The 23,041-nt window shown below is 74.0% G+C and carries 21 protein-coding genes; 10 read left to right on the top strand and 11 right to left on the bottom strand.

Annotated features, from left to right (window positions below; genetic code table 11):
- Positions 1-110: 110 nt before the first annotated feature.
- The 4 genes from OVA02_RS01130 (at position 111) to OVA02_RS01115 (ending at position 3,863) form a co-directional block, all read left to right on the top strand.
- Positions 111-1,109 carry an iron-siderophore ABC transporter substrate-binding protein gene (locus OVA02_RS01130; RefSeq protein ID WP_056044441.1) on the top strand — a complete coding sequence of 333 codons (999 nt, stop codon included), beginning with the start codon at positions 111-113 and terminating at the stop codon, positions 1,107-1,109.
- Positions 1,110-1,159: 50 nt separating this feature from the next.
- Positions 1,160-1,519: a hypothetical protein gene (locus OVA02_RS01125; RefSeq protein WP_056044444.1), complete on the top strand. Its 360-nt coding sequence runs from the start codon at positions 1,160-1,162 to the stop codon at positions 1,517-1,519.
- Between the two features lie 77 nt (positions 1,520-1,596).
- Positions 1,597-2,949: an alpha-amylase family glycosyl hydrolase gene (locus OVA02_RS01120; protein WP_056044446.1), complete on the top strand. Its 1,353-nt coding sequence runs from the start codon at positions 1,597-1,599 to the stop codon at positions 2,947-2,949.
- 92 nt (positions 2,950-3,041) lie between these two features.
- Positions 3,042-3,863 carry a hypothetical protein gene (locus OVA02_RS01115; protein WP_157485224.1) on the top strand — a complete coding sequence of 274 codons (822 nt, stop codon included), beginning with the start codon at positions 3,042-3,044 and terminating at the stop codon, positions 3,861-3,863.
- Between the two features lie 109 nt (positions 3,864-3,972).
- Here OVA02_RS01115 and rlmC read toward each other — a convergent pair whose 3' ends face one another.
- Both rlmC and OVA02_RS01105 read right to left on the bottom strand, forming a co-directional pair.
- Positions 3,973-5,157: a 23S rRNA (uracil(747)-C(5))-methyltransferase RlmC gene (gene rlmC / locus OVA02_RS01110; protein WP_056044450.1), complete on the bottom strand. Its 1,185-nt coding sequence runs from the start codon at positions 5,155-5,157 to the stop codon at positions 3,973-3,975.
- Positions 5,158-5,224: 67 nt separating this feature from the next.
- Positions 5,225-5,950, bottom strand: coding sequence for a sulfite exporter TauE/SafE family protein (locus OVA02_RS01105; RefSeq protein ID WP_056044452.1), 726 nt, complete (start codon positions 5,948-5,950; stop codon positions 5,225-5,227).
- Positions 5,951-6,154: 204 nt separating this feature from the next.
- On the opposite strand from OVA02_RS01105, the gene OVA02_RS01100 reads away from it, so the two are divergent.
- Positions 6,155-6,466 (top strand): hypothetical protein, encoded by a 312-nt coding sequence (locus tag OVA02_RS01100; protein ID WP_056044453.1) that lies wholly within the window; start codon positions 6,155-6,157, stop codon positions 6,464-6,466.
- A 126-nt stretch (positions 6,467-6,592) separates the two neighbouring features.
- Here the strand turns inward: OVA02_RS01100 and OVA02_RS01095 are convergent, their stop codons facing one another.
- From OVA02_RS01095 to OVA02_RS01080, 4 genes are all read right to left on the bottom strand, one after another.
- Positions 6,593-7,291: a hypothetical protein gene (locus OVA02_RS01095; RefSeq protein ID WP_267659041.1), complete on the bottom strand. Its 699-nt coding sequence runs from the start codon at positions 7,289-7,291 to the stop codon at positions 6,593-6,595.
- Positions 7,292-7,481: 190 nt separating this feature from the next.
- Complete coding sequence (locus OVA02_RS01090; protein ID WP_267659040.1) at positions 7,482-8,285, bottom strand: response regulator; 804 nt, start codon at positions 8,283-8,285, stop codon at positions 7,482-7,484.
- Positions 8,282-9,793 carry a sensor histidine kinase gene (locus OVA02_RS01085; RefSeq protein ID WP_267659039.1) on the bottom strand — a complete coding sequence of 504 codons (1,512 nt, stop codon included), beginning with the start codon at positions 9,791-9,793 and terminating at the stop codon, positions 8,282-8,284. Before OVA02_RS01085 ends, OVA02_RS01090 begins: the two co-directional genes overlap by 4 nt.
- 92 nt (positions 9,794-9,885) lie before the next feature.
- Entirely contained in the window at positions 9,886-12,024 is a 2,139-nt protein-coding gene (locus OVA02_RS01080; protein WP_267659038.1) for a serine hydrolase domain-containing protein, read from the bottom strand.
- Positions 12,025-12,134: 110 nt separating this feature from the next.
- Between OVA02_RS01080 and OVA02_RS01075 the strand changes: the two genes are divergently transcribed.
- Positions 12,135-12,512, top strand: coding sequence for a hypothetical protein (locus tag OVA02_RS01075; RefSeq protein ID WP_267659037.1), 378 nt, complete (start codon positions 12,135-12,137; stop codon positions 12,510-12,512).
- Positions 12,513-12,683: 171 nt separating this feature from the next.
- Here OVA02_RS01075 and OVA02_RS01070 read toward each other — a convergent pair whose 3' ends face one another.
- Together OVA02_RS01070 and OVA02_RS01065 are read right to left on the bottom strand one after the other, a co-directional pair.
- A complete protein-coding gene (locus OVA02_RS01070) occupies positions 12,684-13,391 on the bottom strand; it encodes a hypothetical protein (protein ID WP_123570978.1) in 708 nt (235 codons plus the stop codon).
- 216 nt (positions 13,392-13,607) lie between these two features.
- A complete protein-coding gene (locus OVA02_RS01065) occupies positions 13,608-14,444 on the bottom strand; it encodes an alpha/beta fold hydrolase (RefSeq protein WP_192122836.1) in 837 nt (278 codons plus the stop codon).
- A 175-nt stretch (positions 14,445-14,619) separates the two neighbouring features.
- Here OVA02_RS01065 and OVA02_RS01060 point away from each other — a divergent pair, with 175 nt between their 5' ends.
- The 3 genes from OVA02_RS01060 to OVA02_RS01050 all read left to right on the top strand — a co-directional run bounded on the left by OVA02_RS01060 (position 14,620) and on the right by OVA02_RS01050 (position 17,960).
- Complete coding sequence (locus OVA02_RS01060; protein ID WP_123570977.1) at positions 14,620-14,847, top strand: heavy-metal-associated domain-containing protein; 228 nt, start codon at positions 14,620-14,622, stop codon at positions 14,845-14,847.
- Positions 14,844-17,234 (top strand): heavy metal translocating P-type ATPase, encoded by a 2,391-nt coding sequence (locus tag OVA02_RS01055; protein WP_420709618.1) that lies wholly within the window; start codon positions 14,844-14,846, stop codon positions 17,232-17,234. Before OVA02_RS01060 ends, OVA02_RS01055 begins: the two co-directional genes overlap by 4 nt.
- Positions 17,235-17,687: 453 nt before the next feature.
- Positions 17,688-17,960 carry a zinc-ribbon domain-containing protein gene (locus OVA02_RS01050; RefSeq protein WP_043596621.1) on the top strand — a complete coding sequence of 91 codons (273 nt, stop codon included), beginning with the start codon at positions 17,688-17,690 and terminating at the stop codon, positions 17,958-17,960.
- Positions 17,961-18,007: 47 nt separating this feature from the next.
- Here the strand turns inward: OVA02_RS01050 and OVA02_RS01045 are convergent, their stop codons facing one another.
- Entirely contained in the window at positions 18,008-18,244 is a 237-nt protein-coding gene (locus OVA02_RS01045; protein WP_156155609.1) for a hypothetical protein, read from the bottom strand.
- Between the two features lie 173 nt (positions 18,245-18,417).
- On the opposite strand from OVA02_RS01045, the gene OVA02_RS01040 reads away from it, so the two are divergent.
- On the top strand, positions 18,418-19,758 hold the full coding sequence (locus OVA02_RS01040; protein ID WP_267659036.1) for an ROK family transcriptional regulator: 1,341 nt from the start codon (positions 18,418-18,420) through the stop codon (positions 19,756-19,758).
- A 235-nt stretch (positions 19,759-19,993) separates the two neighbouring features.
- On the opposite strand, the gene OVA02_RS01035 is transcribed toward OVA02_RS01040, so the two are convergent.
- Both OVA02_RS01035 and OVA02_RS01030 read right to left on the bottom strand, forming a co-directional pair.
- The gene (locus tag OVA02_RS01035) at positions 19,994-22,324 is read right to left on the bottom strand and encodes an alpha-galactosidase (RefSeq protein ID WP_267659035.1); all 2,331 of its coding nucleotides are present in this window, start codon (positions 22,322-22,324) and stop codon (positions 19,994-19,996) included.
- 118 nt (positions 22,325-22,442) lie between these two features.
- On the bottom strand, positions 22,443-22,967 hold the full coding sequence (locus tag OVA02_RS01030) for a BLUF domain-containing protein (protein WP_159826761.1): 525 nt from the start codon (positions 22,965-22,967) through the stop codon (positions 22,443-22,445).
- Positions 22,968-23,041 lie beyond the last annotated feature (74 nt).

The following is a 23,041-nucleotide window of genomic DNA, read 5'->3' as shown; positions in this document are numbered from 1 at the left end:
TCACTTGGAGTCCGGCCGAGTGGCGCACGTCGCCGTCCAGGCCCGCCCCCGCACCCGACCTTCCGCCCGACACCACGTCACAGCACCGACGTCACAGCCCTGAGGAACACATGCGCAAGTCACTCTCGATCGCCGCCGCCGTCGCGGTAGCCACCCTCGCCCTGGCCGGCTGCTCGGCCGACGCCGACCCGGACGACGCCGCCGGCGGCGGAGCCTCGGGCGGATCGGGCGCGTTCCCCGTCTCGATCGACACGAAGTTCGGCGAGGTCACCATCGACCAGAAGCCGACGCGCGTCGTCGCGCTCGGCTGGGGCGACGCCGAGACGGCGCTCGCGCTGGGCGTGCAACCCGTGGGGGCCTCGGACTGGCTCGCCTTCGGTGACGAGGCCGACGGCGTCGGCCCCTGGGCACAGGGTCTCTACGACCAGGCCCCCGAGATCATCGGCACCCTCGAGCCCTCCTACGAGGCCATCGCGGCCCTCGAGCCCGACGTCATCCTCGACACGAAGAGCTCGGGCGACCAGGAGCGCTACGACCGTCTGTCGAGCATCGCCCCGACCGTGGGCGTGCCCGAGGGAGGCGACAGCTACCTGACCGACTTCGAGGACCAGATGGAGCTCGTCTCGAAGGCTCTCGGTGAAGAGGCCAAGGGTGAGCAGCTCGTCGACGAGAACGAGAAGGCCGTCGAGGCCGTCGCCGACGCCCACCCCGAGTGGAAGGGCAAGACGATCACCGCCGCCACGAAGACCAGCGAGGGCTGGGGTGCCTACGTCGAGGACAGCGAGCGGGTCGAGCAGCTCGAGGAGCTCGGCTTCGAGCAGAACCCCGCCATCTCGGCGCTGTCCCCGAACGCCGGTGGCTTCTCGGTGTCGATCTCGAGCGAGCAGCTCGACCAGATCGACGCGGACGTCATCGTGGCCTTCCCGATCTACATCGACACCACCGAGATCACGGACGACCCGCAGTGGAAGGCCCTGTCGGCGGTGCAGGACGGCCACGCCGTCGTCATCGACGGCGACGTCGCCGCGGCGTACTCGCTCGGTTCGGCGCTCTCGCGCCAGTACGCGCTCGACCAGCTGGTGCCGCTGCTCGAGGGCGCCACGGAGTAGTCGCCGCACCCGTGCGGGCCGAATCGCTGCAGAGGGTGAAAGATGTTCTGGTGACCCACGAGCTGCACGACCTGATGACCCCCGAGAAGAACGTCCAACGCATCATGTGGACCGGCACGATCTGGTTCGTCGCCGCGGTCGGCAGCGTGGCGGTGGCCATGGGGCTGCTGCTCGCGACCGGCTGGCGTCCCGCCCTCCTCTCGGCCGGGCTCGCGACGTTGTTCTGGGTCGGTGCCGCGTTGGTCGCCCTGAGCGTCGGGCTCATCGGGTGGTCGGGCTGCCCGATCCTCGAGGTCGACGTCCCCACGGCCGACCGCAACAAGACCCGCACGATGCAGGCCGGCACGATGCTCTTCATCGTCGGCGGCGCGGCCGCCCTGCTCGCCGTCCTCCTCGGCCCCGCGAGCTGACGCCGACGCCCCGCGAGCTGAGCCTCGCGAGTTGAGCGGGGGACACCTCACGACCGCCCGTCACTAGGGTGGCGCGAATGAGCGAACACGAGTCCCCGACGACGGCCACCGCCCTGCCGGGCCCCTCCTGGACCGAGCACGTCGTGTGGTGGCACGTGTACCCCCTCGGGTTCGTCGGGGCGGACACGACGGGAGCGGACCGCTCGCCGGCACCGCGCCTCCTCGATCTCGTGCCGTGGCTCGACCACCTGGTGGCCCTCGGCGCCAACGGCCTGGCCCTCGGGCCGGTCTTCGCGTCGTCTACCCACGGTTACGACACCATCGACTGGTTCGCGGTCGACCCGCGCCTCGGCACCGAGGCCGACCTCGTCACCCTGATCGAGGCCGCCCACGCGAAGGGCGTCAAGGTCATGCTCGACGGCGTCTTCAACCACGTCGGCCCCGAGTTCCCCGCGCTGGTCGAGGCACGTCGCGACCCCGACTCGAGCGCGGCCTCCCTGTTCCGGCGCGAGGACGACGGCAGCCTGGGCACCTTCGAGGGGCACGGCGGGCTCATCGCCCTCGACCACTCGTCGCCCGAGGTCGCCCGCACGGTCACGGACGTCCTGACGTACTGGGCCGACCGTGGTGCCGACGCCTGGCGGCTCGACGCCGCCTACTCGGTGCCGTCGTCGTTCTGGGCGACCGTGCTGCCGCCGCTCCGCGAACGGCACCCCGACGTGTACGTCGTGGGCGAGGTGCTGCACGGCGACTACGCGGCGGCCGTCCGTGACGGAGGCCTCGACTCGGTGACCCAGTACGAACTGTGGCAGGGCGTCTGGCACGCCCTGGCCGAGGTCAACCTGTTCGAGCTCGAGTGGGCGCTGCAGCGCCACGACGGGTTCCTCGACGACTTCGTGCCGCTGACCTTCGTCGGCAACCACGACGTCACGCGCATCGCCAGCCAGATCGACGACGACCGCCACCACGCCCACGCGATCGTGCTGCTCCTCACCCTCGGCGGTACGCCCTCGGTCTACTACGGGGACGAGTTCGGCCTGCGGGCCGTCAAGGAGGCGCGGGTCGGCGGCGACGACGCGGTGCGTCCGGCGTTCCCCTCGGCGCCGGCCGAGGCTCCGGGTGCCGGCGTCCCGGACGCCCTCCCCGAGGTCCTCGCCTTGCACCAGGAGCTGATCGGCGTGCGACGTCGGCACCCGTGGCTGCACACCGCCCGCAGCCGCACCGTGTCGGTCGCGAACGAGTCGCTCGTGCTCGAGGTCACGGGCGCCGGGGCGGGCCGGTCGCTCGTCGTCGCGCTGAACCTCGGCGACGACGAGCTGCGCGTGGCCGACCCGGCCCCGGGCGAGTGGGTGGCCGGTCGGGACGCGGGCCTCGACGGCGACGTCCTGTCGGTGGGGCCGCACGGCTGGGCGGTCGTCGCGCGCGCCTGACCCGGCCCGCGCCTCCGGGGTCCCTCCGACGCTCGTGGGCATCCCCTGGGAGTCGCGACGAACCCGGGCGGGCCGTCGCTACCGTGCCACGCATGGCTAAGACACGAGAGCTACTCATGACCTCGACCCTCGCCGTCGGTGCGCTGGTCGCCGCCACCGGATGCACCTCCGACCCCGCCGTGACGGCCCCGACCGCCGCGGCGACCGGCGTGCCGAGCGCCCCCGCGACGAGCGCGACCCCCGCCGGTTCCGAACAGGACTCGGCCGAGCAGGCGCTCGTCGTCCGCTACCTCGACGCGATCTCGGGCGGCGACACGGCGGCGGCCTGGGCCCTGCTGACCCCCGAGGCGCAGCAGTTCTACGGCGCCGAGCGGACCTTCGCCGAGTACTCGCCGGTGGACGGCACGGTGACGCCCGACGAGGCCTCGGTCCTGGTCGACGCCGACCTGGCCGTGGCCGAGGGGCCCGAGGGCGCGTTCACGCTGGTGAGCGCCACGACCGACGACCTCGCCGACGCCTGGATCGTGCGCGAGACGGCCGACGGCCTGCGCGTCGACGACGCCGGCGTGCCGCCGACCGGCGACTCGGTCTACGAGTGGGACAACCCGGCCGTCGGGGCCGAGGACCAGAGCGCAGGAGGCGCGGTGTACGACACCACGGCCCCCGCGTCGATCTCGTTCGCCAGCCCGTTGAGCCAGGACCAGACCGAGCCGAGCGTCGTCGGCTACCCCGACACGCTCTGGGCCTTCCTCGACGGTCAGCAGCTGCCGTCGATCGAGGCCGTGTCGGCCGGATCGGGCAAGCGCTTCACGACCGAGATCGGCGAGTCGAGCGGGGCCGGCCGCGGCCTCACCGTCGTGTGGCAGACGGGCGACGACTCGCTCGGCTGGCGCAGCAGCACCGTCGTGCTCTGAGCCCCGGCCCGGCAGGGCGTCCGCCGCGAACCCCGTTCACGAAGACGAACCCGGTTCAAGCAGGGTTCATCTTCGTGAACGGGGTTCGTCGTCGGGAGGCGGGGAGCGCTCAGCGGCGGCGCAGCAGGGCCATCGCCTCGAGGTGCGGCGTCTGCGGGAACATGTCGAACACGCGCGCGGCGACCACGTCGAACGACGGCATCGCGTCGAGATCGCTCGCCAGGGTGACGGGGTTGCAGCTCGAGTAGACGACGTGCTCGACGTCCGACCCCTCGAGCCAGCCGGCCAGCGTCGCCCCGATGCCGCGTCGCGGCGGGTTGACGATCACGAGCTCCGGAGGCGCGGTGCCGGTACCCGAGGGCCCCGCCCCCGCGGACGCGCCCGTCGCGAACCGGGTCGCGTCGTCCGCCGCGAAGCGCACGTGCTCGAGGCCTGCGCGACGGGCGCTGCCCCGGGCGCTGGCCACCGCCTCCTCGCTGGTCTCGATGCCGACGACCTCGCGGTACGCGTGTCGACTCGAGCGGCCGGCGCCCGGGCGCGCGACGTGCAGGGCGAAGCCTCCGACGCCGCAGTAGAGGTCCCACACGGTGGCCGGGTCGATCGCGTCGACCCATTCGGCGGCCTGCGCGTACAGCCCGGCCGCGATCGCCGTGTTCGTCTGGAAGAAGCTCTGGGGGCGCAGCTCGAGGTCGACCCCGCCGAGGTGCATGGTGAGCGTCTCGCGGTCGGTCAGCACGATCTCGTCGGTGCCCTCGAGCACGGCCTTGTGCTCGGGCAGCAGGTTGACCGACACGACCGCGACCCGGGGCAGGGCCTCGAGCAGCCAGGGCAGTTCGGACCGCAGCCGGGGCAGGGCCTGCTCGCTGCGCAGCACGAAGCGCACCATCAGCTCGCCCGAGGGCGACTCGGTGACGTGCACGTACTTCGCCTCGCCGCGGCGTCGCGGGACGTCGTAGGGCAGGAGGCGCGCCCGGGTCACGAACGCCGCCAGCGTCGGCAGCGCCTCCTGGATTCCTGACGTGTGCAGCCCGCAGCCGCGCAGGTCGACGCCCTGCCCGCGGCCGTCGAGGATGCCGAGCGTCGGCTCGTCGATCGTGCCGCCGACGACCATCTTCGCCTTGTTGCGGAACCCCGACTCGGGGCCGGTCAGCGTCGGCAGCCAGGCCGAGGGCGCATGGCTCTCGCCGAGGAGGTCGCGGACGCGCGCCTCCTTCTCGGCGACCTGGACCGGGTAGGGGCGGTCGAGGAGCGTGCACGAACGGCACAGCCCCGCGTCGAAGTAGTCGCACTGCATGGCGGGCCGAGTCTAGGCGAGGGGCGTGGGGTGGCGACCCGCGCCTCCTCGGCTGGGTGCGGCCGGGTCAGAGCTGGGTGATGCCGCGCACGAGGGCGAGGGCGCTGCCGACGGCCGCGAGCGTCAGGACGAGGATGCGGCCGACCCGGGCCGGGACGACCTTGCTGAGGTGGTGTCCGACGAAGGCGCCGACGAACAGCAGGCCGAGGGCTCCCGCCCAGACGGGGACCGGCTCGGACGGGATGCCCTTCGTCAGCACCGAGGTCAGGTTGATCGCCAGCAGGAACACCTGGCCGGTGCCGACGAAGACCTCCCGGGGCCAGCGGTCGCTGGTGGCGTGCACCGTCAGCGCCGGACCGCCGACGCCGGCCGTGACGTTCATGAAGCCGCCGAGGGCGCCCGCGGCCACGGCGCCGACGCGGCCGGGCAGGAGGCGCGCGCGGCTCGAGAACGCCATCACGAGCACCCCGACCAGGGCCAGGGCGCCCACCGCGATGGTCAGCGGACCGGTCGGGGCGGTCTGCACGACCCACGCGCCGATCGGGATCGTCACGAGGGCGGGCAGGACGAGGAGGGCCGCCGTCCGCCACCGCACCGTGCGCCAGGTGCTCGCCAGCACGACCAGCGCGAGCACGGCGGCGAGGGCGTTGCCGACCGAGACGCCGGCCTCGGGGCCGAGCACCACCACGAGGAGGGGTGCGGCGGTGAGCGCGAAGCCGATGCCCGCCATGCGCTGCGTGAGGGCGCCGACCACGATGGCCGCGGCGGCGAGGGCGAGCGTCAGCGGGGTCACGCCGCCACGCTACCCGGCGTGCCGGGCCGGGCTGCGCCGTGCCGGGCTGTGCCGGGCGTGCCGGGCCGGGTCGGCATGGCGCCAGGAGATGGCCACAGCGCCAGGACTAGTCGTGGTGCGGTGGCCATCTCGTGGTGCTGTGGGGGCTGGGGCTGGGGCTGGGGCTGGGGCAGGGCAGAGGGGCGGCGTCAGTAGGGTGGCGGCATGACCGACTCGTCGAAGACCGTCCAGTTGCGCCGCTACGAGCTCGTCGAGGGGGTGCTCGACGACTTCGTCGCCTGGTTCACCTCGACGCTGATCCCCGCCCGGCTGTCCGAGGGCTTCGCGATCGAGTTCGCCTACGCGGACCGTGACGCCAACCAGTTCGTCTGGGCCGTCAGCACCCCCGGCGACGCTGCACGGTTCGCCGAGGTCGAGGCCGCCTACCTGCAGTCCGAGGCGCGGGCCGCGGCGTTCGCCGGCCAGCCCGTGCGGGTGGCGACGCAGCACGTCACGCTCGTCGAGCCCGTCGCCTGACCGCCCCGCCCCTGCGACACCGCCGAGTGGACAGGACACCGCCGAACGCCGCGGCGTCCTGTCCACTCGGCGGTGCCTCGTCAGCACGGCCGACGTCGGTGCGGTGACGGCTCCGGGCAGGCCCGACTAGAGGGCGTCGACGAACATCTGGGTCGCGAGCGGCACGTTCGTGGCGTTCGACGACGGGTCCCAGCCGACGACCGCGACGGCCTCCCCGCTGACGCGGGCGGTCAGGCCGACCAGGGTGAAGCTGCCGCCGCCGACGGTGCCCGTGACGCGCCAGCCGAGCGACTCGTCGGTGCCCGTGAGGGTCGGCTCGGTGGTCTCGACCGTGGTCTGCACGGGCTGGCCCTGCATCGTGAAGAGGGCGGTTCCGTCCGCGCAGCGGGTCAGGGCGTCGGACGCCTCGGCGACCAGGGCCGAAGCCGCGTCGTCGTCACCCGTGCTCGCGACGACGGTGGTCATCGAGCGGTCGTTGCTCGTGCCGAACTCGAGCGCGCCGTCGGGGGCGGCGTCGTCCCAGCCGACGCCGAACGGGGCGAGGCAGCTCGGGTCGCTCGCGGTCAGCCCCGGGTAGACCGAGTCGAGCAGCTGGTCGGTCGTGTCGAACTCGTCGGGCACGAACTGGATGCCCGTGAAGACGGACGCCAGTTCGGCGTCCGAGAGGGCGGCCGACGAGGCGTCGGCAGTCGCCGTGGCCGACGGACTCGCCGTGGTGGTGGCGCTCGGCGTCGTGGTCGGCTCGTCGCCGGCACCCCCTGAGCACCCGGTCAACAGCAACACGAGAGTGGCGGCCCCGACGGGCAGCGTGGTCCTGATCGACATGTCGTCCCCTCCGTCCGGGCACCCCCGTGGTCCCGCGACGCCCCGAGGCTACCAGCGGGTCGTGATGCTGCTCGGGCCCGCGCGTCGCACCGCGGACCGGACGTCGCACCGTCGAGATCGGCGGTGCGACGTCCGGTTCGTGGTGCGACCCGGGCCGATGACGGGAGGCCGATCGGCCTCGGCCCCGGGCTCAGGGCAGCAGGCCCGAGCGGTAGGCCCAGACGACGGTCTGCAGGCGGTCTCGGGTGCCGAGCTTGGTCGTGATGCGGGTGAGGTGTGACTTGACCGTGCTCGTCTCGACCACCAGGCGCTCGCCGATCTCGTCGTTCGAGAGCCCCTCGCCGAGCAGACGGACGAGCTCGCGCTCGCGCTCCGTCAGGACGTCGGGCGACGGCTCGACCGCCGATGCCCGCCGGCGTCGGGTGAACTCGGCGATCACCCGCCGCGTGGTGGCGCCGTCGATCGCCGCGCGGCCCGAGGCCAGGGCGCGGACGGCACCGACGAACTCGTCGGGCTCGACGTCCTTGAGCACGAACCCGCTCGCGCCCGCCTCGAGGGCACCGAACACGTACTCGTCGAGGTCGAAGGTCGTGGCGACGAGGACCGCGGGGGTGCTCGCCGACCCGACCCGCGCCTCCTGCCTGTCGACGGCATCGCCGCCCAGGGTCGCATCGCCGCCGGGAGCCGGACCGCCGCCGAGAGCCGGACCGCCGCCGAGGGGCGCTGACGAGCCGAGGCCGCCGGCAGCGGCCGTTCCGGCGGCACCGGGCCCTACCCGGGCGTCGACGATCGCCCGCGTCGCCTCGATGCCGTCGCCGCCGGGCATGCGCACGTCCATCACGACGACGTCGGGGCGGGTGCGTCGCACGACCTCGACCGCCTCGCGCCCGCCGGACGCCTCGCCGACGACCTCGATGCCACCCGCCGTCTCGAGCACGACCCGGAAGCCGGTGCGCACGATCGCCTGGTCGTCGACCAGCACGACCCGGATCACTCGGCACCCCCGCCGGCGAGCCCCGCACCGGGCCCGGGCGTCGCCGCGGTGGTCGCAGACGGCGCCGCAGCGGGTGCCGACGGCCCGGCCGCCGAGGCGTCTGCCTCGACCGGCAGCTCGAGCCGCACCCGCCATTGCCCCTCGGCGGTCGCTCCGGTGTCGAGCCGCCCACCGACCAGGTCGGCCCGCTCACGCATGCCGACCAGTCCGAAGCCGCCGCCCCCCGACGTGTCGCGAGCCACGGGCAGGTCGTTCTCGACGACGATCACGAGGGACCCGGCCGTCGCGGTCAGGTGCAGCTCGACCGTCGCCCCCGGCGCGTGCCGACGGGCGTTGACGAGCGCCTCTTGCACGGTGCGGTAGGCCGTGACGTCGGCGAGCGGGGCCAGCGAGGGCAGCGTCCCGTCGACGTGCGACGCGACGACGGCCCCGGAGGCGCGGGCCTGGTCGACGAGGTCGGCCACGTCGCCGAGACCGGGGACCGGCACGGTGCCGCTCGGTCCGTCGCCGGTCTCGCGGAGGATGCCCACGATCGACCGCAGCGCGTCGAGGGTCTCGCGGCCCTGGGCCCGGACGCTGCGGAGGGACTCCTTGGCGCGCTCGGGGTCGCCGTCGACGAGGCGTTCGGCGGCACCGGCCTGCACCACGAGCCCGGTGAGGTGGTGCGCGGCGACGTCGTGCAACTCACGGGCCATGCGGGTGCGCTCGGCGGCGACCGCGGCCCGGGTGAGCGTCGCCTGGTGCTCGACGCTCTCGGCCGCGCGGGCCCGCGCGTCGCGGTCGTGGGCGCGGCGCAGGGCCACCCACGAGCCGACGGCGGCGCTCACGCCGTTGATCAGCACGGCGCTGGCCACGAGGGCGAGCGCCTCGACCACGACGCCGACCTCGCCGAGCCCGGCGGGGGCGCCCAGCTGGTCCTTGACGATCGCCGACGCCCCGACGGCGGCACCGACGGCCTCGATGCCCACGGCGGCGAGCACCGCCCCGACGACGTCCCGGGTCGGCCGCAGGGTGGCGACCGTGTAGGCCGTGACGACGGGGGCGGCCGTCCACAGGGCGAGGCCGGTCGGCAGCACGGTGAGCAGGGCGGCCTGCAGGACGGCGACCGCGAGCAGGGCCGTGACGGGGCGGACGCGCTGGAGTGCCAGGGGCACGTGCTGGACGAGCGCCAGCACGATCACGGCGACGATCTGGGCGGTCGGGATGCTGCGGTTCGCGCCGTAGAACTCGCCCGCGGCCAGCAGCGTGGCGAGGAAGGCGATCGTGACGAGCGCCCAGACGGCGGCGAGGGCGACGTCGCGGCCGAGCACCGTGTGCACGCCCAGCCGGTCGAGGACGCGGCGCACCGTCGCCATCCCGGGCCCGGCCGAACCGGCCTGCCCGGCCTGCCCGGCCTGCCCGGCCTGCCCGGCCTGCCCGGCCGAACCGGCTTGGCCGGCCTGCCCGGCCGAACCGGCTTGGCCGCGCGGACCGCCCGGAGCGGGCGAGGTGTCGGGGGTCGTGGTCACCGTCCGAGCATGCCAGGTGCCGCGGGCCTCCCGGCCCCGGGCCGACGACGGCTGTGCACCGTCGGCCCGGGTGTCGCGCTGGGAGCGGGTCATCAGAAGCTCACGCTCGGGGCGATGAGGCGGAAGCCGAAGGCGAAGCCGGCGAGCACGACGAGCGACGCGAGGACGAGCACGCGTCCGGTCACCACGGCCCAGCCGCGACGGTCGCGCACGGCCCGCCAGGCGACCAGGGCGGCCGGCACGATCGCGACGACGCCGAGCAGCTGCAGCCCCTGGAGGACCCGCAGGGTGACGGCCGACACCTCGGCGAACGACATGGCCTGCACCGCGACGACCGCCCAGCCGACGAGGGCCAGCAGCGTCGACGCCTGTCCCAGACGCGACAGCAACAGGGTGCGGTCGCGGCGACGCGGAGTGGTGGTCGCCGACCCGGTCGACAGGCCGGCCCGGAGGTCCCGACGTCGGCGTCCCACACCGGCGAGGGCGGTGGAGGGCCAGACGATCATCGAGGCGAGCAGCACCACGACGGCCAGGACCACGCTCGGCAGCACGGCCGACGCGGCCTGCCAGGGCTGCGCCCGCAGCATGGTGAAGGAGGCGCCCCACGAGATCGCCTCGACGGTCGCGTCCCCCTCGGTGTCGGTGGTCCGCGTCGCGAGCAGGGCGTCCCCGCCGACCTCGCGCCACAGGTCGGTCCCGACCTTCTCGTAGACGCCGGTGGTCATGCCGAGGGGTTTCGGCGTGACGGCGACCGTGCCGTCGGAGCGGGGGACGATCGTGGTCTGACCGCTCAGGGCGAGCAGGGCGCCGGGGTTGGTGACGGGGGAGCGCGACGAGAGGTACGTGCCGGCCAGGTCGGCGGCCACGGGACCGTCGGAGGCGTCGCCGTCGACCGTGCCCGCGCCTCCTCGGCTGGCCGTGTCGGCCGTGTCGGCCGAGCCGACGGTCGCCGCGTCACGCAGGTACCGGTCGGCGAACCCCTGCAGCACCGTGGTGCGCAGGTCGAGGGAGGCCGTGGCCGATCGTCCGCTGCCGTTCATGCTGAGGAAGATGCCGGTGTCGTGCTCGGGGAACATCCGCATCGCCGAGTGGAAGACCTGTGTGTCGCCGTCGTGACCGAAGGCGGCCAGGCCGGGCGTGCTGTCGTCGAAGAACGCGAGGTCCATGCGCTGGCCGGCCACGAGCGTGCCGAGGTCGTCGGCGTCCAGGGCGGGACGGTGCATCTCGGCGAGCGTGTCGGGCTGCAGCAGCGCCTGGTCGTCCGGCAGGTCGCCCAGCTGGGCGAGCATGAAGCGGGCCATGTCGGTCGCGGTGGCCGACATCGCACCGGCCGGGGCCGCGTTGACGACCTCGGTGGCGACGGCGGGCTTCGAGTCGTCCGGGTAGCCGTGCGCCAGGCGGGCGTCGAGGTCGGCGGGCAGCGGCTGGGCGAACGACGACGAGGTCATGCCGGCACGGTCGAAGACGTCCTGCTGCAGCAGGTCGGCGAACGGGACGCCGCTGACGCGCTCGCCGACGTACCCGGCCAGGGTGGCTCCGTAGTTGGAGTACGCCGGGGTGGTGCCGGGCGTGAACACCTGGGCGGGAGGCGCCTCCGAGACGGCCTCGCGCAGCGTCTTCTCGCTGCCGGGCGTGCCGATCAGCCCCGCGATGACCTCCTCGAAGCCGGCCGTGTGGGTGAGCAGGTGCCGCAGGGTGACGGCGCCCTTCGGGGTGTCGAGGTCGAAGTCGAGGTACTGCTGCACGTCGGCGTCGAGGTCGAGGTCACCCTTCTCGACGAGCTGCATGATCGCGGTGGCCGAGACCACCTTCGACACCGAGCCGACGCGGAACAGCGTGCGCTCGGGGTCGACCGCCTCGGCGGGCGTCTCGCCGGTGCCGGTGTCGGCCATGCCGTAGCCGCGGGCGGTCAGCACCTTCCCGTCGGCGACGACCGAGACGGTCGCCCCCGGGATGCCGGTCGTCTGCAAGGCCGATCCGACGGCGCCGTCGAGCCACGTGTCGACGTCGTCCTTGGTGAGCGAGTGACCGCCGGGCTGGTGCTGAGGCGGTGCAGGAGGCGCGGGGTCGGCGGTCGCGCCCGTCGCCCCGGACGCGCACCCGGCGAGCGTGACGCCCAGGGCGACGACGGCTGCGGCGGCGGCGAGACGGGTCGTGCGGGTCGTGCGGACGAGGAGGCGCGGCTGGCGCCGCCGGGACGAAGGGGCTTCTCGGGTCGGTGTCGTGATCATGCCTCTACGCTCGCGGCTGCGCCGCCGCGGCACCGGGTGCAGGAGTCGGGACCTGCCGTACGACTTTCGTCGTACGCCGGACGTCGGTGGTCGCGCCTACGGTCGCCGACATGGGCGTGCAGACGAAGTTCGAGAACGCGCGGGCGGCACTGCGCAAGCCGCCGGCCGAGCATCCGTGCGCGATCCCGCCGATCCCGGGCGGGCAGGGGCTGTGGCTGATCCGGCAGGGCGAGGCGGCTCCGCTCGGTTACGTGCGCCAGCGGCCGGTCACGGGCGGCTTCGCGTTCGACGTCTACGCCCACTGTCGTGACGAGGGCGGGCGGCGCCCGTGGTTGCACACGGCGTCGTCGCTGAACTCGGCCGTGGCGTGGACGCTGCAGCACGACGCCGACGTCCGCGCGCTCATCGCCCGCAGTGCAGCCGAGCCCGACCCGTGGCCGCCCGCCGCGCCTCCCGAGCCTTCCGCCGGTCGCCGCCGCACCCCCTGACCCCGGGCCGGCCCCGGGCGGCAACGGAAAAACCCCGCCCCGTGCGTGAGCACGAGGCGGGGTCCACCGGGATCGCCGACCCCGTCGAGCAGGGCGGGGCCGGTGCGTCGTCACGGAGACGACCCGGTTTCCAGGCCGCACCTCGCGAGGCGGGGTGCGGCCAGACAGGTACTACTCCGTGGCGGCGGTGATCTTCGCGACGCCGACGAGCATCTCGTCCTGGACGGCGTCGGTCTTGAAGGTCTGGTTCAGCAGTGACGCGGCGTCGGGGCTGATGTGCACCGTGGTGCCCTCGAGGACGGCGTTCGAGCCCTCCATCTGGATCGGCTTCAGCGTGCCACCCCAGAGGTTGAAGAGGTAGGCGTCTTCGGCGGCGACGGTGCCGTTGGCGGTCACGGTGCCGTAGAGCTTCGACTCACCCGGGTCGATGCGGAAGTCGGTCAGTTCGACGACGGTGCCGTCGGCCGAGGTCAGCGACAGGCCGGAGCCGTCGTGGTCGATCTCACCCTGGACGTAGGGTCGCACGTCGCTGTCGGGGCCGTAGTAGTCGACGTTGCCGCCCGTGATCGGGAAGGCGAAGGTGCCGTCGGTGAAGGTCGCGGTGCCGACGACGCCGGGGGTCAGACCGAGCGAGGTGATCGCGTCGACGAAGGACTGGTCGACGGCGACCTGGGTGTCGACGCCGTTGCTGAGGTCGGCGATCGACGCAGCGGGCGTCGACGCGGCCGAGGGCTCGGACGAGGAGGACGACGACGTCGAGGAGGTGTCGGTCGCGGTGCCCGAGTTGGACGAGCAGGCGGCGAGCGAGAAGATCAGGGCGCCGGAGGCGGCGATGCCGAAGGCGGCTTTCGTGATGCGCTTGCGAGTGAAGGCGTTCATGGTGAAGCTCCTTGTCAGTTGGTCCCGGTGGGGATGTACTGGGTTCGCCACCGGCCCCGAAAAGGATTGGAACGCATCATCTTCGTTACCCGCCCGTGACCTTCACCCCCGAACGAGGGGTGGTCGTGTCCGAGCGGTCGAAGCCGGTGCGCAGGAGGCGCGGTGTCGGTCTCGAGGACCGGCACCGCGCCTCCTGCGGTCGCGTCGAGTTCCGCTCTACTTCTTGAGGAACTCGAGCACGACGCGGTTGAACTCGTCGGCGTCGCTGACGTTCGCGCCGTGCGGTGCGCCGGCGATCACGTGCAGCTCGGACCCGGCGATCGCCGCGTGCGTCCGGGCGCCCGAGCCCTCGTACGGCACGGTCGCGTCGCCGTCACCGTGGATGACCAGCGTCGGCACGGTGACCTTGGTCAGGTCGTCACGGAAGTCGGTGTTCGCGAACGAGGCCATGGCCTCGAGCGCGGCGGCCTTGTCCGCCTGCTTCGCGAGGCGCAGGGCGTCCTGGCGGTCGGCCTCGGACACCTTGAGCACGCCGTCGACCGAGAAGAAGCCGGTCGTGAAGTCGTCGTAGAACGAGTCCTCGTCCTTGGTCAGGCCGGCCGTCATCTCGGCGGCGGCCTCCTTGGTGAGGGGGCCGTCGGGGTTGTCGTCGGTCTTGAGCAGGTACGGGGGCACGGCCGAGGCGAAGACGACGCTGTGCAGGCGCTCGGTGCCGTACGTGCTGAAGTAGCGCGCGACCTCGCCGCCGCCCATCGAGAAGCCGACGAGCGTGACGTCGTCGAGGTCGAGCTCGGTGAGGACGGTGTGCAGGTCCTCGGTCAGGTGGTCGTAGTCGTAGCCCGTCTTGGGCTTGTCGCTGCGTCCGAAGCCGCGGCGGTCGTACGTGACGACGCGGTAGCCGGCCTCGACGAACGCGGGGACCTGCTTGCTCCAGGACTCACCCGACAGGGGCCAGCCGTGGATCAGGACGACGGTGCGACCCGTGCCGCCGGTGTCGTCGACGTGCAGGTTCGTGTCCTTGAAGAGGCCGTGGTGTGCGGTGATCTCGGTCATGGTCGGGTGCCTTCTCTCTCCCGCCGTCCTGGCGGGTACCCCTCCGTTAGTAGTCGGCCTCCCTGGGGGCCGGGCCGTCTCGGAGGCATCTCGGAGGTGGGGGACAACCGGCGGGCAGGCCTGGCAGGGATACCCCTAGGGGGTATAAGCTGAGGCCCGATCGAGAGGACAGCGCATGACCGACACCACCATCACCACCCTGCAGGTCGACGGCATGACCTGCGAGCACTGCGTCGCGAGCGTCACCGAAGAGCTCTCCGAGGTCGTCGGCGTCGACTCGGTCGAGGTCGACCTCAACCCCGGAGGCGCGTCCACCGTCTCGGTCCAGGCCGACGCCACCGTCGAGCACGACCAGCTGCGCGCCGCCGTCGAAGAGGCCGGCTACCAGCTCTCCGCACGATGACCACCGCCGGAGGCGCGGGTCGGCCGGGCGAGGGCGTCACCGGGAGCACCCTGCCACCCGACGCGGTGCAGTTGGACATCACCGGCATGACCTGCGCCTCCTGCGCCAACCGCATCGAGCGCAAGCTCAACAAGCTGCCCGGCGTCGAGGCCTCGGTGAACTACGCGACCGAGAAGGCGCACGTGCGGGTCGTGGCCGGTGCCGTCGACGACGCACGCGAGGGCGACCCCGGGGTGCCCGACGTCGACGCGCTCATCGCCACGGTGGCCGCCGCGGGGTACGGGGCGACCGTGCCCGCGCCTCCTGCGTCCCCGACCGGGGCGGCCGACGGCTCGTCCGACGCCGCCCCGGACGCCCGGGCCACCGAGGTCGACGCCCTCCGCCGACGCACCCTCGTCAGCACCGCCCTCGCCCTGCCCGTCGTGGTGCTCTCGATGGTCCCGGCCCTGCAGTTCACCAACTGGCAGTGGCTCGCGCTGACCCTCGCGGCACCCGTCGCCGTGTGGGGTGCCTGGCCCTTCCACCGTGCCGCCGCCGTCAACCTCCGCCACGGTGCCGCGAGCATGGACACCCTCGTCAGCGTCGGCGTGGTCGCCGCCTTCGCCTGGTCGCTCTGGGCCCTGTTCTTCGGCGACGCCGGCCGGCCGGGCATGCACATGTCGTTCAGCCTGGTCGCCACCCACGGCGGTCCGACCGAGCTCTACCTCGAGGTCGCGTCGGCCGTGACCGTGTTCATCCTGCTCGGCCGCTGGCTCGAGGCCCGCGCCAAGCGCCGCTCGGGCGAGGCCCTGCGCGCCCTGCTCGAACTCGGCGCGAAGGAGGCCACCGTGCTGCGCGACGGTCAGGAGGCGCGGGTCGCCACCGCGGGTCTGGTGCCCGGCGACCTCGTGGTCGTCCGTCCGGGCGAGGCGATCGCCAGCGACGCCCTCGTGCGTGAGGGCACCTCGGCGGTCGACCTGAGCATGCTGACCGGCGAGTCGGTGCCGGTCGAGGTGGGCCCGGGCGACCGCGTCGTCGGAGCGACCCTCAACGTGGGCGGACGCCTGCTCGTCGAGATCACCCGCGTCGGGGCCGACACCGAGCTCGCCCGGCTCGGTCGCCTCGTCGAGGAGGCGCAGAGCGGCAAGGCCGAGGTGCAACGACTGGCCGACCGGGTCTCGGCCGTGTTCGTGCCGGTCGTCATCGGGCTGGCCGTGCTGACCTTCGTCGGCTGGCTCGCGTTCGGCGGCTTCGTCGAGGGTGCCGGGGGCGGTGGCTTCTTCGCCGGGTCGCTGCAGACCGCGTTCACCGCCGCCGTCGCCACCCTGATCATCGCCTGCCCGTGCGCGCTCGGGCTCGCGACGCCCACCGCGCTGCTGGTCGGCACGGGCCGCGGCTCGCAGCTCGGCATCGTGATCCGGGGGCCGCAGGTGCTCGAGCGCACCCGCACGGTCGACACGATCGTCCTCGACAAGACCGGGACGGTCACGACCGGGCGGATGAGCGTGCGCGAGGTCGTCCTCGACGACGCCGCGGCCACCGGGGTCGACGACGTCCTGGCCCGGGCCGCCGCCGTGGAGTCCGGCTCGGAGCACCCGGTCGCCCGCGCGGTCGAGGCCGAGGCCGCCCGGCGCGGGGTCGTCGTCCCGGCTGCGGAGCAGTTCACCGCCCACGCCGGGGCCGGCGTGCAGGCCCTCGTCGACGGGACGCTCGTGCTGGTCGGCCGCCCCGGGTGGCTGGCCGACGAGTGGTCGGTCACCGCGCCTCCCGGGCTCGAGAGGGCGTTCGCCGCCGCCGAGGCGACCGGTGCGACCCCCGTCGCCGTCGCCTGGGACGGTCGGGTGCGTGGTGTCGTCACCATCGCGGACACCGTGAAGCCCGGTGCGCGGGAGGCCGTCGAGCGGTTCCGCGGCCTGGGCCTGACGCCCGTGCTGCTGACCGGCGACAACGCGGGCGCGGCACGGCACGTCGCGGCGCAGGTCGGCATCGCCGCGGCGGACGTCGTGGCGCAGGCGACCCCGCAGCAGAAGGTGGAGGCGGTGGCCCGGTTGCAGGCCGAGGGTCGCGTCGTCGCCATGGTCGGCGACGGCGTCAACGACGCGGCCGCCCTCGCCACGGCCGACCTGGGCATCGCCCTCGGGACCGGCACGGACGCGGCCATCGCGGCCGGCGACCTGACCGTCGTCAGCGGCGAGCTCGCCGGGGTGGCCGACGCCATCCGCCTGTCACGGGCCACGCTCGGCACCATCAAGGGCAACCTGTTCTGGGCCTTCGCCTACAACGTCGCGGCGATCCCGGTCGCGATGCTCGGGCTGCTCAACCCCGTGCTGGCCGGCGCGGCGATGGCGGCGTCGTCCGTGTTCGTCGTGACGAACAGCCTGCGCCTGCGGCGGTTCCGCGCCGGGTGAGGCGGGGCGGGCTCCGCGTGCCCGCGTGCCCGCTCGAGTCGCACCGCCGGAACGACCCCCGGGCATGGCGAAGCCCGAGACCGTGCAACCGATCTCGGGCTTCGATGTGCTCTCCGTGAAGAGAACCAGGGACCCAACAGAGATCCCGCTTCATCTGATCGGAAGTGTAATCCCATGACGATCGACGTGCAAACGTCGATCCCACGGGGTGGGTCCCTGGCTCTCTCGCGGTGTTCGCCGGCGCGAACACCGAGAGGAGGGAGCGGATGTCCGACGACGACCGCCGCCCGCCCAGGAAGACCGTGCCGTGGTGGCAGATCGCGACTCTCGTCGTGACCGTCGCCCGGTTCGCGGTCGACCTGGTGCGCAAGGGCTAGGAACAGGGTCCCGGGGCCACCAGGCCCCGGGACCCGCTCCCCGCCCGGCTGCTCCGACGCCGCCTAGGGTGAGCGCATGATCATCTTCGGCACCAAGGGCACGAGCGCCCTGCTCGGCGTCCTCTTCTTCGTCTGCCGGGTCTGCGGCAACGAGGCCGCGCAGCGCCTGGTCAAGCACCGTCGGTGGTTCACGCTGTTCTTCATCCCGGTGATCCCGTACTCGACGAAGCACGTCTACACCTGCGCCTACTGCGGCGCGGGCACCGAGCTCGACGCCGAGGCGGCCGGACGGTTCCAGGCCGACGCCGAACACGCCGCGGCCTCCCGCGGCGGCCGGTCGCAGGGCTGACCGACCGCTCGGCGGCACGGGACGCCCAGGGAGGCGCGGCCGTGGCGTCAGGGCAGCGCGCGGTACCAGCCGGCCACGCGGGCACGCAGGCCGACGGGGCGGGACCGGCGCCGCGCCTCCTCGGGGGCGTCGGCGACGGCCGGGGCGAAGCCGACGGTCGCGCACGAGGTGCAGACGAGCACGTGACGGTGCACCGAGAGGGCCGTGCCGTAGAACGGGTTGGGCTCGAGACGGGTCGGCGACGCGCACAGCGTGCAGAGGGGGAGTTCGCGCGTTTCGTCCATGAGGATCACCACGACTCATGTTCGGCCACGAGGGGCCCCGAGGTTGTCCCCCACTTCGGGTGGCGGGGTACGCAGCGACGCGCGTCGGGGGGACCCGAAGCGGCGATGGCTCGGCCCGGGCGGGGCCCGACGTCGGGACGAGGAGGCGCGGGTCGGCCACCTAGGATCGTCGCGTGACGGACTCCCATGCTCCCGGGCACGCCGCTCCCGCTCACGGTTCCCTCGGCCACGCCGACGGCGGCTGGTCCCCGTTGGCCGGCAGCGCGCAGGCCGTGGTGCTGGACATCCTCGTGCACGGCGCCCGCCCCCGGACCGAGCTCGCCGCCCGGCTCGGCCTGTCGGGCCCGAGCCTCACGCGCATCACCAGACCCCTGCTCGAGAGCGGGCTGCTGGTCGAACGCGCGTCCCTCGCGCCGTCCGGCTCGGGTCGCCCCTCGGTCCCGCTCGACCTCGACCCGGACGCCCACCACTTCGTCGGCGTCAAGCTGACCCGTGACCGCCTCTTCGTCGTCGTGGCCGACCAGCGGGGCCGGGTGCTGGACGGGCACGACGACGACCTGCCCGACCCGTCGCCCGCCGCCGTCGTGGCCCAGGTCGCGGCGGTCGTGACCTCGGCCCGCGGCCGGGACGACCGCATCCGTGCGGTCGGCGTCACCGTCGGCGGACAGGTCGTCGACCGTGCCCACGTGCGGCACGCGCCGTTCCTCGGCTGGGACGACGTGCCCCTCGCCGAGCTGCTGACCGCCACGACCGGCCTGCCGACCTGGGTCGAGAACGACGTCCGTGCGCTGACCCAGGCCGAGCTCTGGTTCGGCGAGGGACGCGGGCTGCGCTCGTTCGCCCTCGTCACGATCGGCGCCGGCGTGGGGCTCGGCCTCGTCGCCGCGGGCGAGGTGCTCGGCGGGGCGCACTCCTCGGCGGGCAGCGTCGGACACCAGCGGATCGTGGTGCCCGAGGGCGTGGCCGCGCCGGTGCCGACGCCCGCGCCGGTGCCCGTGCCCGTGCCCGTGCCGGGGCCCGTGCCGTTGCCCGCGCCGGTGCAAGTGCCCGCGCCCGCGCCCGTGCCCGCGTCGGCCGCCGCTGCGGCCCGCGCCGACGTGCCGGCCCCCACCTGCGACCTCGGCCACCACGACTGCGCGAGCGCGTTCCTCACGGTCGCCGCGGTCGAGGCCGCCGCCGCCCGGGCCCTCGGCCGCCCGGTCGCCTACGACGACCTGCTCGTCCTCGCCGCCGACGGACACCAGGAGGCGCGGGTCGTCGTCGACACCGCCGCCGACGTCCTGGGCCAGCTGATCGCGGGCGTGCTGAACGTGCTCGACCCCGAGGTGGTCCTCTTGTCGGGCGAGGGCGTGCGGCTCGCGACCGTCGGCGGGGCCGCGGTGGACGCGGCGATCGCACGCGACGCCCACCGGGCGGTCCCGCCGCCCCGCCTGCTCGTCCAGGAGTTCCGGTTCGACGAGTGGGCCCGCGGCGCCGCCGCCGTCGCCATCCAGATGCACGCACTCGGTCGCTGACACCGCGCGCGCTCGCTCGCTGACGCCGCGCGTGCTCGGTCGCTGACGCCGCGCGCGCCCCGTCGCTGAGGCCGCGAGTACCCCTCGGGACGCGACCCGCGCCTCCTGCCCGACCCGCGCCTCCTACCCGACCGTTTGCCGATGAACCCCGAATGCGAAGACGAACCCCGATTCATCGGGGTTCATCGTCGTGAACGGGGTTCATCGGGCAGCGAGCCGGGCAGCCGCCCCCACCTCACCCCGCGGCGGTGACCCGCAGCAGCACGACCCGCTCGGGGAACGACGACGGCGCCTGCAGCCCGGCGACCGCCAGGGCGCGCCCGTCGAGCACCACCCCGGGGTACGCGCCGCCCTCGTCCGCCGTGCCCCACCACGGCGGGGGCGTCAGGCCGTGGTCGGGCGAGCCGACGGTGACGGGGGCGACCCGGTACCGGCGCTCGGGGTCGAGCCCGGGTAGCAGCACGCGGCCGAGCGGTGCGACGTCCGACCGCCCCACGTAGGCGAGGAAGAACAGGGCCTCGCTCGCGTCGGCGGCGACCGAGCCGTAGACCAGCAGCGACGGGTCGGCCTCGTCGACCCGCACGAGGTCGCCCGTGTGCATCAGCTGGCGGTGCTCCTTGTAGAGGGCGATCCACCCGGCGAGGTCGCGGTTCTCGGCGTCGGTGGCCCGGGCGAGGTCCCACTCGATGCCGAGGTGGCCGAACAGGGCGGTGCCCGCCCGGAACGACAGCTCGTGCCAGCGGCCGGTCGAGTGGCTGACGCCCGAGGCGATGTGCGAGCCGAGCAGCTCGGGCGGCAGGAGCTGCATGGTCCAGCGGTTCATCTGCTGCCGGTCGAGCGGGTCGATGCAGTCGCTGACCCAGACGCGGTCGGTGCGTTCGAGCACGCCGAGGTCGACGCGGGCGCCGCCGGACGAGCACGACTCGATCTCGAGACCGGGGAACCTCGCCTTGAGCTCGTCCATCAGCCGGTACGCCGCGAGGGTCTGCTCGTGGACGCCCGCGGCGCCGGTCGGCCAGGTGCCGGCGTCGACGAGGTCGCGGTTGTGGTCCCACTTCAGGTAGGCGATGTCGTACTCGGTGAGGATCGTCGTCATCTGGCCGAGCACGTGCTCGAACGCCCCGGCGATGCCGAGGTTCAGCACCTGCTGGTCGCGCGACCGCGGGGGCAGGCGGTCGCCGGTCTGCAGGATCCACTCGGGGTGCTCGCGGGCGAGGTCGCTGTCCTCGTTGACCATCTCGGGTTCGAACCAGAGGCCGAACTCCATGCCGAGGCCCGTGACGTGGTCGATCAGCGGTGACAGGCCGTCGGGCCAGACGTCGCCGTCGACCACCCAGTCGCCGAGGCCGGCGTGGTCGTCGCGTCGCCCCCGGAACCACCCGTCGTCGAGCACGTACCGCTCGACGCCGAGGGCGGCGGCCCGGTCGGCCAGGTCGCGCAGGCGGGCGAGGTCGTGGTCGAAGTAGACGGCCTCCCAGACGTTGATCGTCATCGGGCGCGGGCGGGTCGGGTGCTGCTCGCGGGAGCGCAACCACCGGTGGAACCGCCGGGCCTGGTCGTCGAGGCCGTCGCCGTACGAGCCGAAGACCCACGGGCTGCGGTACGACTCGCCCACCTCGAGCCGCAGCTCGCCCGGCAGCAGCAACTCCCCGCCGCCCAGCACCTGCGCCCCGGTCGACAGGCGTTCGGCGTAGTGCCGGTGGCCGCCGCTGAACCCGACGTGCAGCCCCCAGACCTCTCCCGAGCCGGCGCCGAAGCCGAACCCGGGCACGCCGACGCTCAGCACGGTCGCGGCGTCCGGGCCGGTGCGGCCCTTGCGTCCCTCGCGTTCGTGCACGCCGACGACGAGCTCGCGGCGCTGGGGCGTGCGCTCCTTGCCCCAGCGGCCCGCGAAGTCGAGGATCTCGCGGGCTCGCGGTGGCACCGGCAGGGCCAGGTGCAGGTCGGTCAGCGTGTACACGTCCGCCGCCGTGCTCGCGGCGCCGGCCGCGGTGCTCGCCGTGTGGTCGTCACCGGGGGTCGACCGACCGCCTCGGCGTCGCCCGGCGCCGTTCGTCAGCTCGGCCCGGGTGCGGACGAGCCCGCTCGCCGTCAGCTCGATCTCGAGCACGACGGCGAGCCCGGCGACGTCGTCGTGCGCCTCGACCGTGACGACGGCGGCACCGGCGTCGACCAGCTCGGGACCCGAGGAGGCGCGGGTCGCCTCCGCCTCGCCCGTCACGTCGAGCGCGTCGACCGTGAACCGCGGCGACCAGTCGGCGCCGTCCGAGCGGTGGCCGCCGACGCCGGGCTTGCCCGACCAGCCCGCGTGGTGCTCGGGCAGGATCGCCAGGCGCACCGGCTCGTCCATCAGGTTGTTGACGTACGGCGGCACCGCCGCGGCGGCGAGGGACCGCACGTCCTCGAGCGTCGGCCGGCCGAGGGCGGCGCCCCAGTGCAGGACCGCCGGCAGGCGCGCGTCGGTGACGTCGAGCAGCAGGCTGACGCCGGCGCTGCTCAGGTGGACGAACGCGTCGGGTGCTCGGGACGGCGCGACGACGGTGGGCGACGGGGTGGGGTGCGACACGGGTGCTCCAGACGGCGGCAGATACTTTCGTCCGAAAAGTATCTCCGACGCCGAGCGGGGGTCACAACCCCGGCGGGGTCGGACCGTGGGTCAGGAGGCCCCGGTCAGCGGGCCCCGATCAGGAGGCGCGGGGCGAGAACAGCCCGTCGGTCACGTCGGTCGGCTGGTCACGGAACCAGCGCAGCAGGGTGCGGACCTTGTGCGACGACGACGGGGACAGGTTGCTGAAGTCGTCGCGGACGGCGGCACGCGCGACGGAGGCGGAGCCCGTACCGGAGCCGGTGCCGGTGCCGGTGCCGGTGCCGGAGTCGAAGACGTCGGCGTAGCCCGGGAGGACCGTCGCCAGGTCGTCCGTGACGGCCCGGTAGCCCATGGTCCAGGCGGGGAACAGCCGGTCCTCGACGAGTTCGTCGACGATGGTGTGCACGGCTGTGTGCCGGGGGTCGCGCGCGATCACGGCGAGGCGCTCGCGGACCGCCTCCTCGGGCCCCTCGAGCACCTGGATGAAGCGGCCCTCGCGGTGCAGCAGCATGCCGGTGATGCCCAGGCGGGCGTTGTTCGAGCGACTGGTCATCAGCAGGTTGGCCAGGTCGTCGTCGGTGAAGGGGTACGACGATCGACTGACGTACACGGTGGACAGCACGGGTGGGCCTCCTCGGGCTCAGGGCTGAGCCGATTCTGCACGGCGTCCCGCCCCGCCGCACTCCCCACTTCTGG

Origin of the sequence: Frigoribacterium sp. SL97 (genome assembly GCF_026625765.1) — a bacterium.
Classification (GTDB): Bacteria; Actinomycetota; Actinomycetes; order Actinomycetales; family Microbacteriaceae; genus Frigoribacterium.
The sequence above is the reverse complement of the archived record's forward strand: the minus strand, read 5'-3'. Positions and strand labels throughout refer to the sequence as shown.

What these genes read in the sequence shown, in the direction of transcription:
- OVA02_RS01115 (WP_157485224.1), top strand. Translation starts at nt 3,042, where the DNA reads ATGGCTAAGACACGAGAGCTACTCATGACCTCGACCCTCGCCGTCGGT.
- rlmC (WP_056044450.1), bottom strand. Translation starts at nt 5,157, where the DNA reads ATGCAGTGCGACTACTTCGACGCGGGGCTGTGCCGTTCGTGCACGCTC.
- OVA02_RS01055 (WP_420709618.1), top strand. Translation starts at nt 14,844, where the DNA reads ATGACCACCGCCGGAGGCGCGGGTCGGCCGGGCGAGGGCGTCACCGGG.
- OVA02_RS01075 (WP_267659037.1), top strand. Translation starts at nt 12,135, where the DNA reads ATGGGCGTGCAGACGAAGTTCGAGAACGCGCGGGCGGCACTGCGCAAG.
- OVA02_RS01065 (WP_192122836.1), bottom strand. Translation starts at nt 14,444, where the DNA reads ATGACCGAGATCACCGCACACCACGGCCTCTTCAAGGACACGAACCTG.
- OVA02_RS01100 (WP_056044453.1), top strand. Translation starts at nt 6,155, where the DNA reads ATGACCGACTCGTCGAAGACCGTCCAGTTGCGCCGCTACGAGCTCGTC.
- OVA02_RS01050 (WP_043596621.1), top strand. Translation starts at nt 17,688, where the DNA reads ATGATCATCTTCGGCACCAAGGGCACGAGCGCCCTGCTCGGCGTCCTC.
- OVA02_RS01095 (WP_267659041.1), bottom strand. Translation starts at nt 7,291, where the DNA reads ATGTCGATCAGGACCACGCTGCCCGTCGGGGCCGCCACTCTCGTGTTG.
- OVA02_RS01045 (WP_156155609.1), bottom strand. Translation starts at nt 18,244, where the DNA reads ATGGACGAAACGCGCGAACTCCCCCTCTGCACGCTGTGCGCGTCGCCG.
- OVA02_RS01130 (WP_056044441.1), top strand. Translation starts at nt 111, where the DNA reads ATGCGCAAGTCACTCTCGATCGCCGCCGCCGTCGCGGTAGCCACCCTC.
- OVA02_RS01080 (WP_267659038.1), bottom strand. Translation starts at nt 12,024, where the DNA reads ATGATCACGACACCGACCCGAGAAGCCCCTTCGTCCCGGCGGCGCCAG.
- OVA02_RS01120 (WP_056044446.1), top strand. Translation starts at nt 1,597, where the DNA reads ATGAGCGAACACGAGTCCCCGACGACGGCCACCGCCCTGCCGGGCCCC.
- OVA02_RS01060 (WP_123570977.1), top strand. Translation starts at nt 14,620, where the DNA reads ATGACCGACACCACCATCACCACCCTGCAGGTCGACGGCATGACCTGC.
- OVA02_RS01070 (WP_123570978.1), bottom strand. Translation starts at nt 13,391, where the DNA reads ATGAACGCCTTCACTCGCAAGCGCATCACGAAAGCCGCCTTCGGCATC.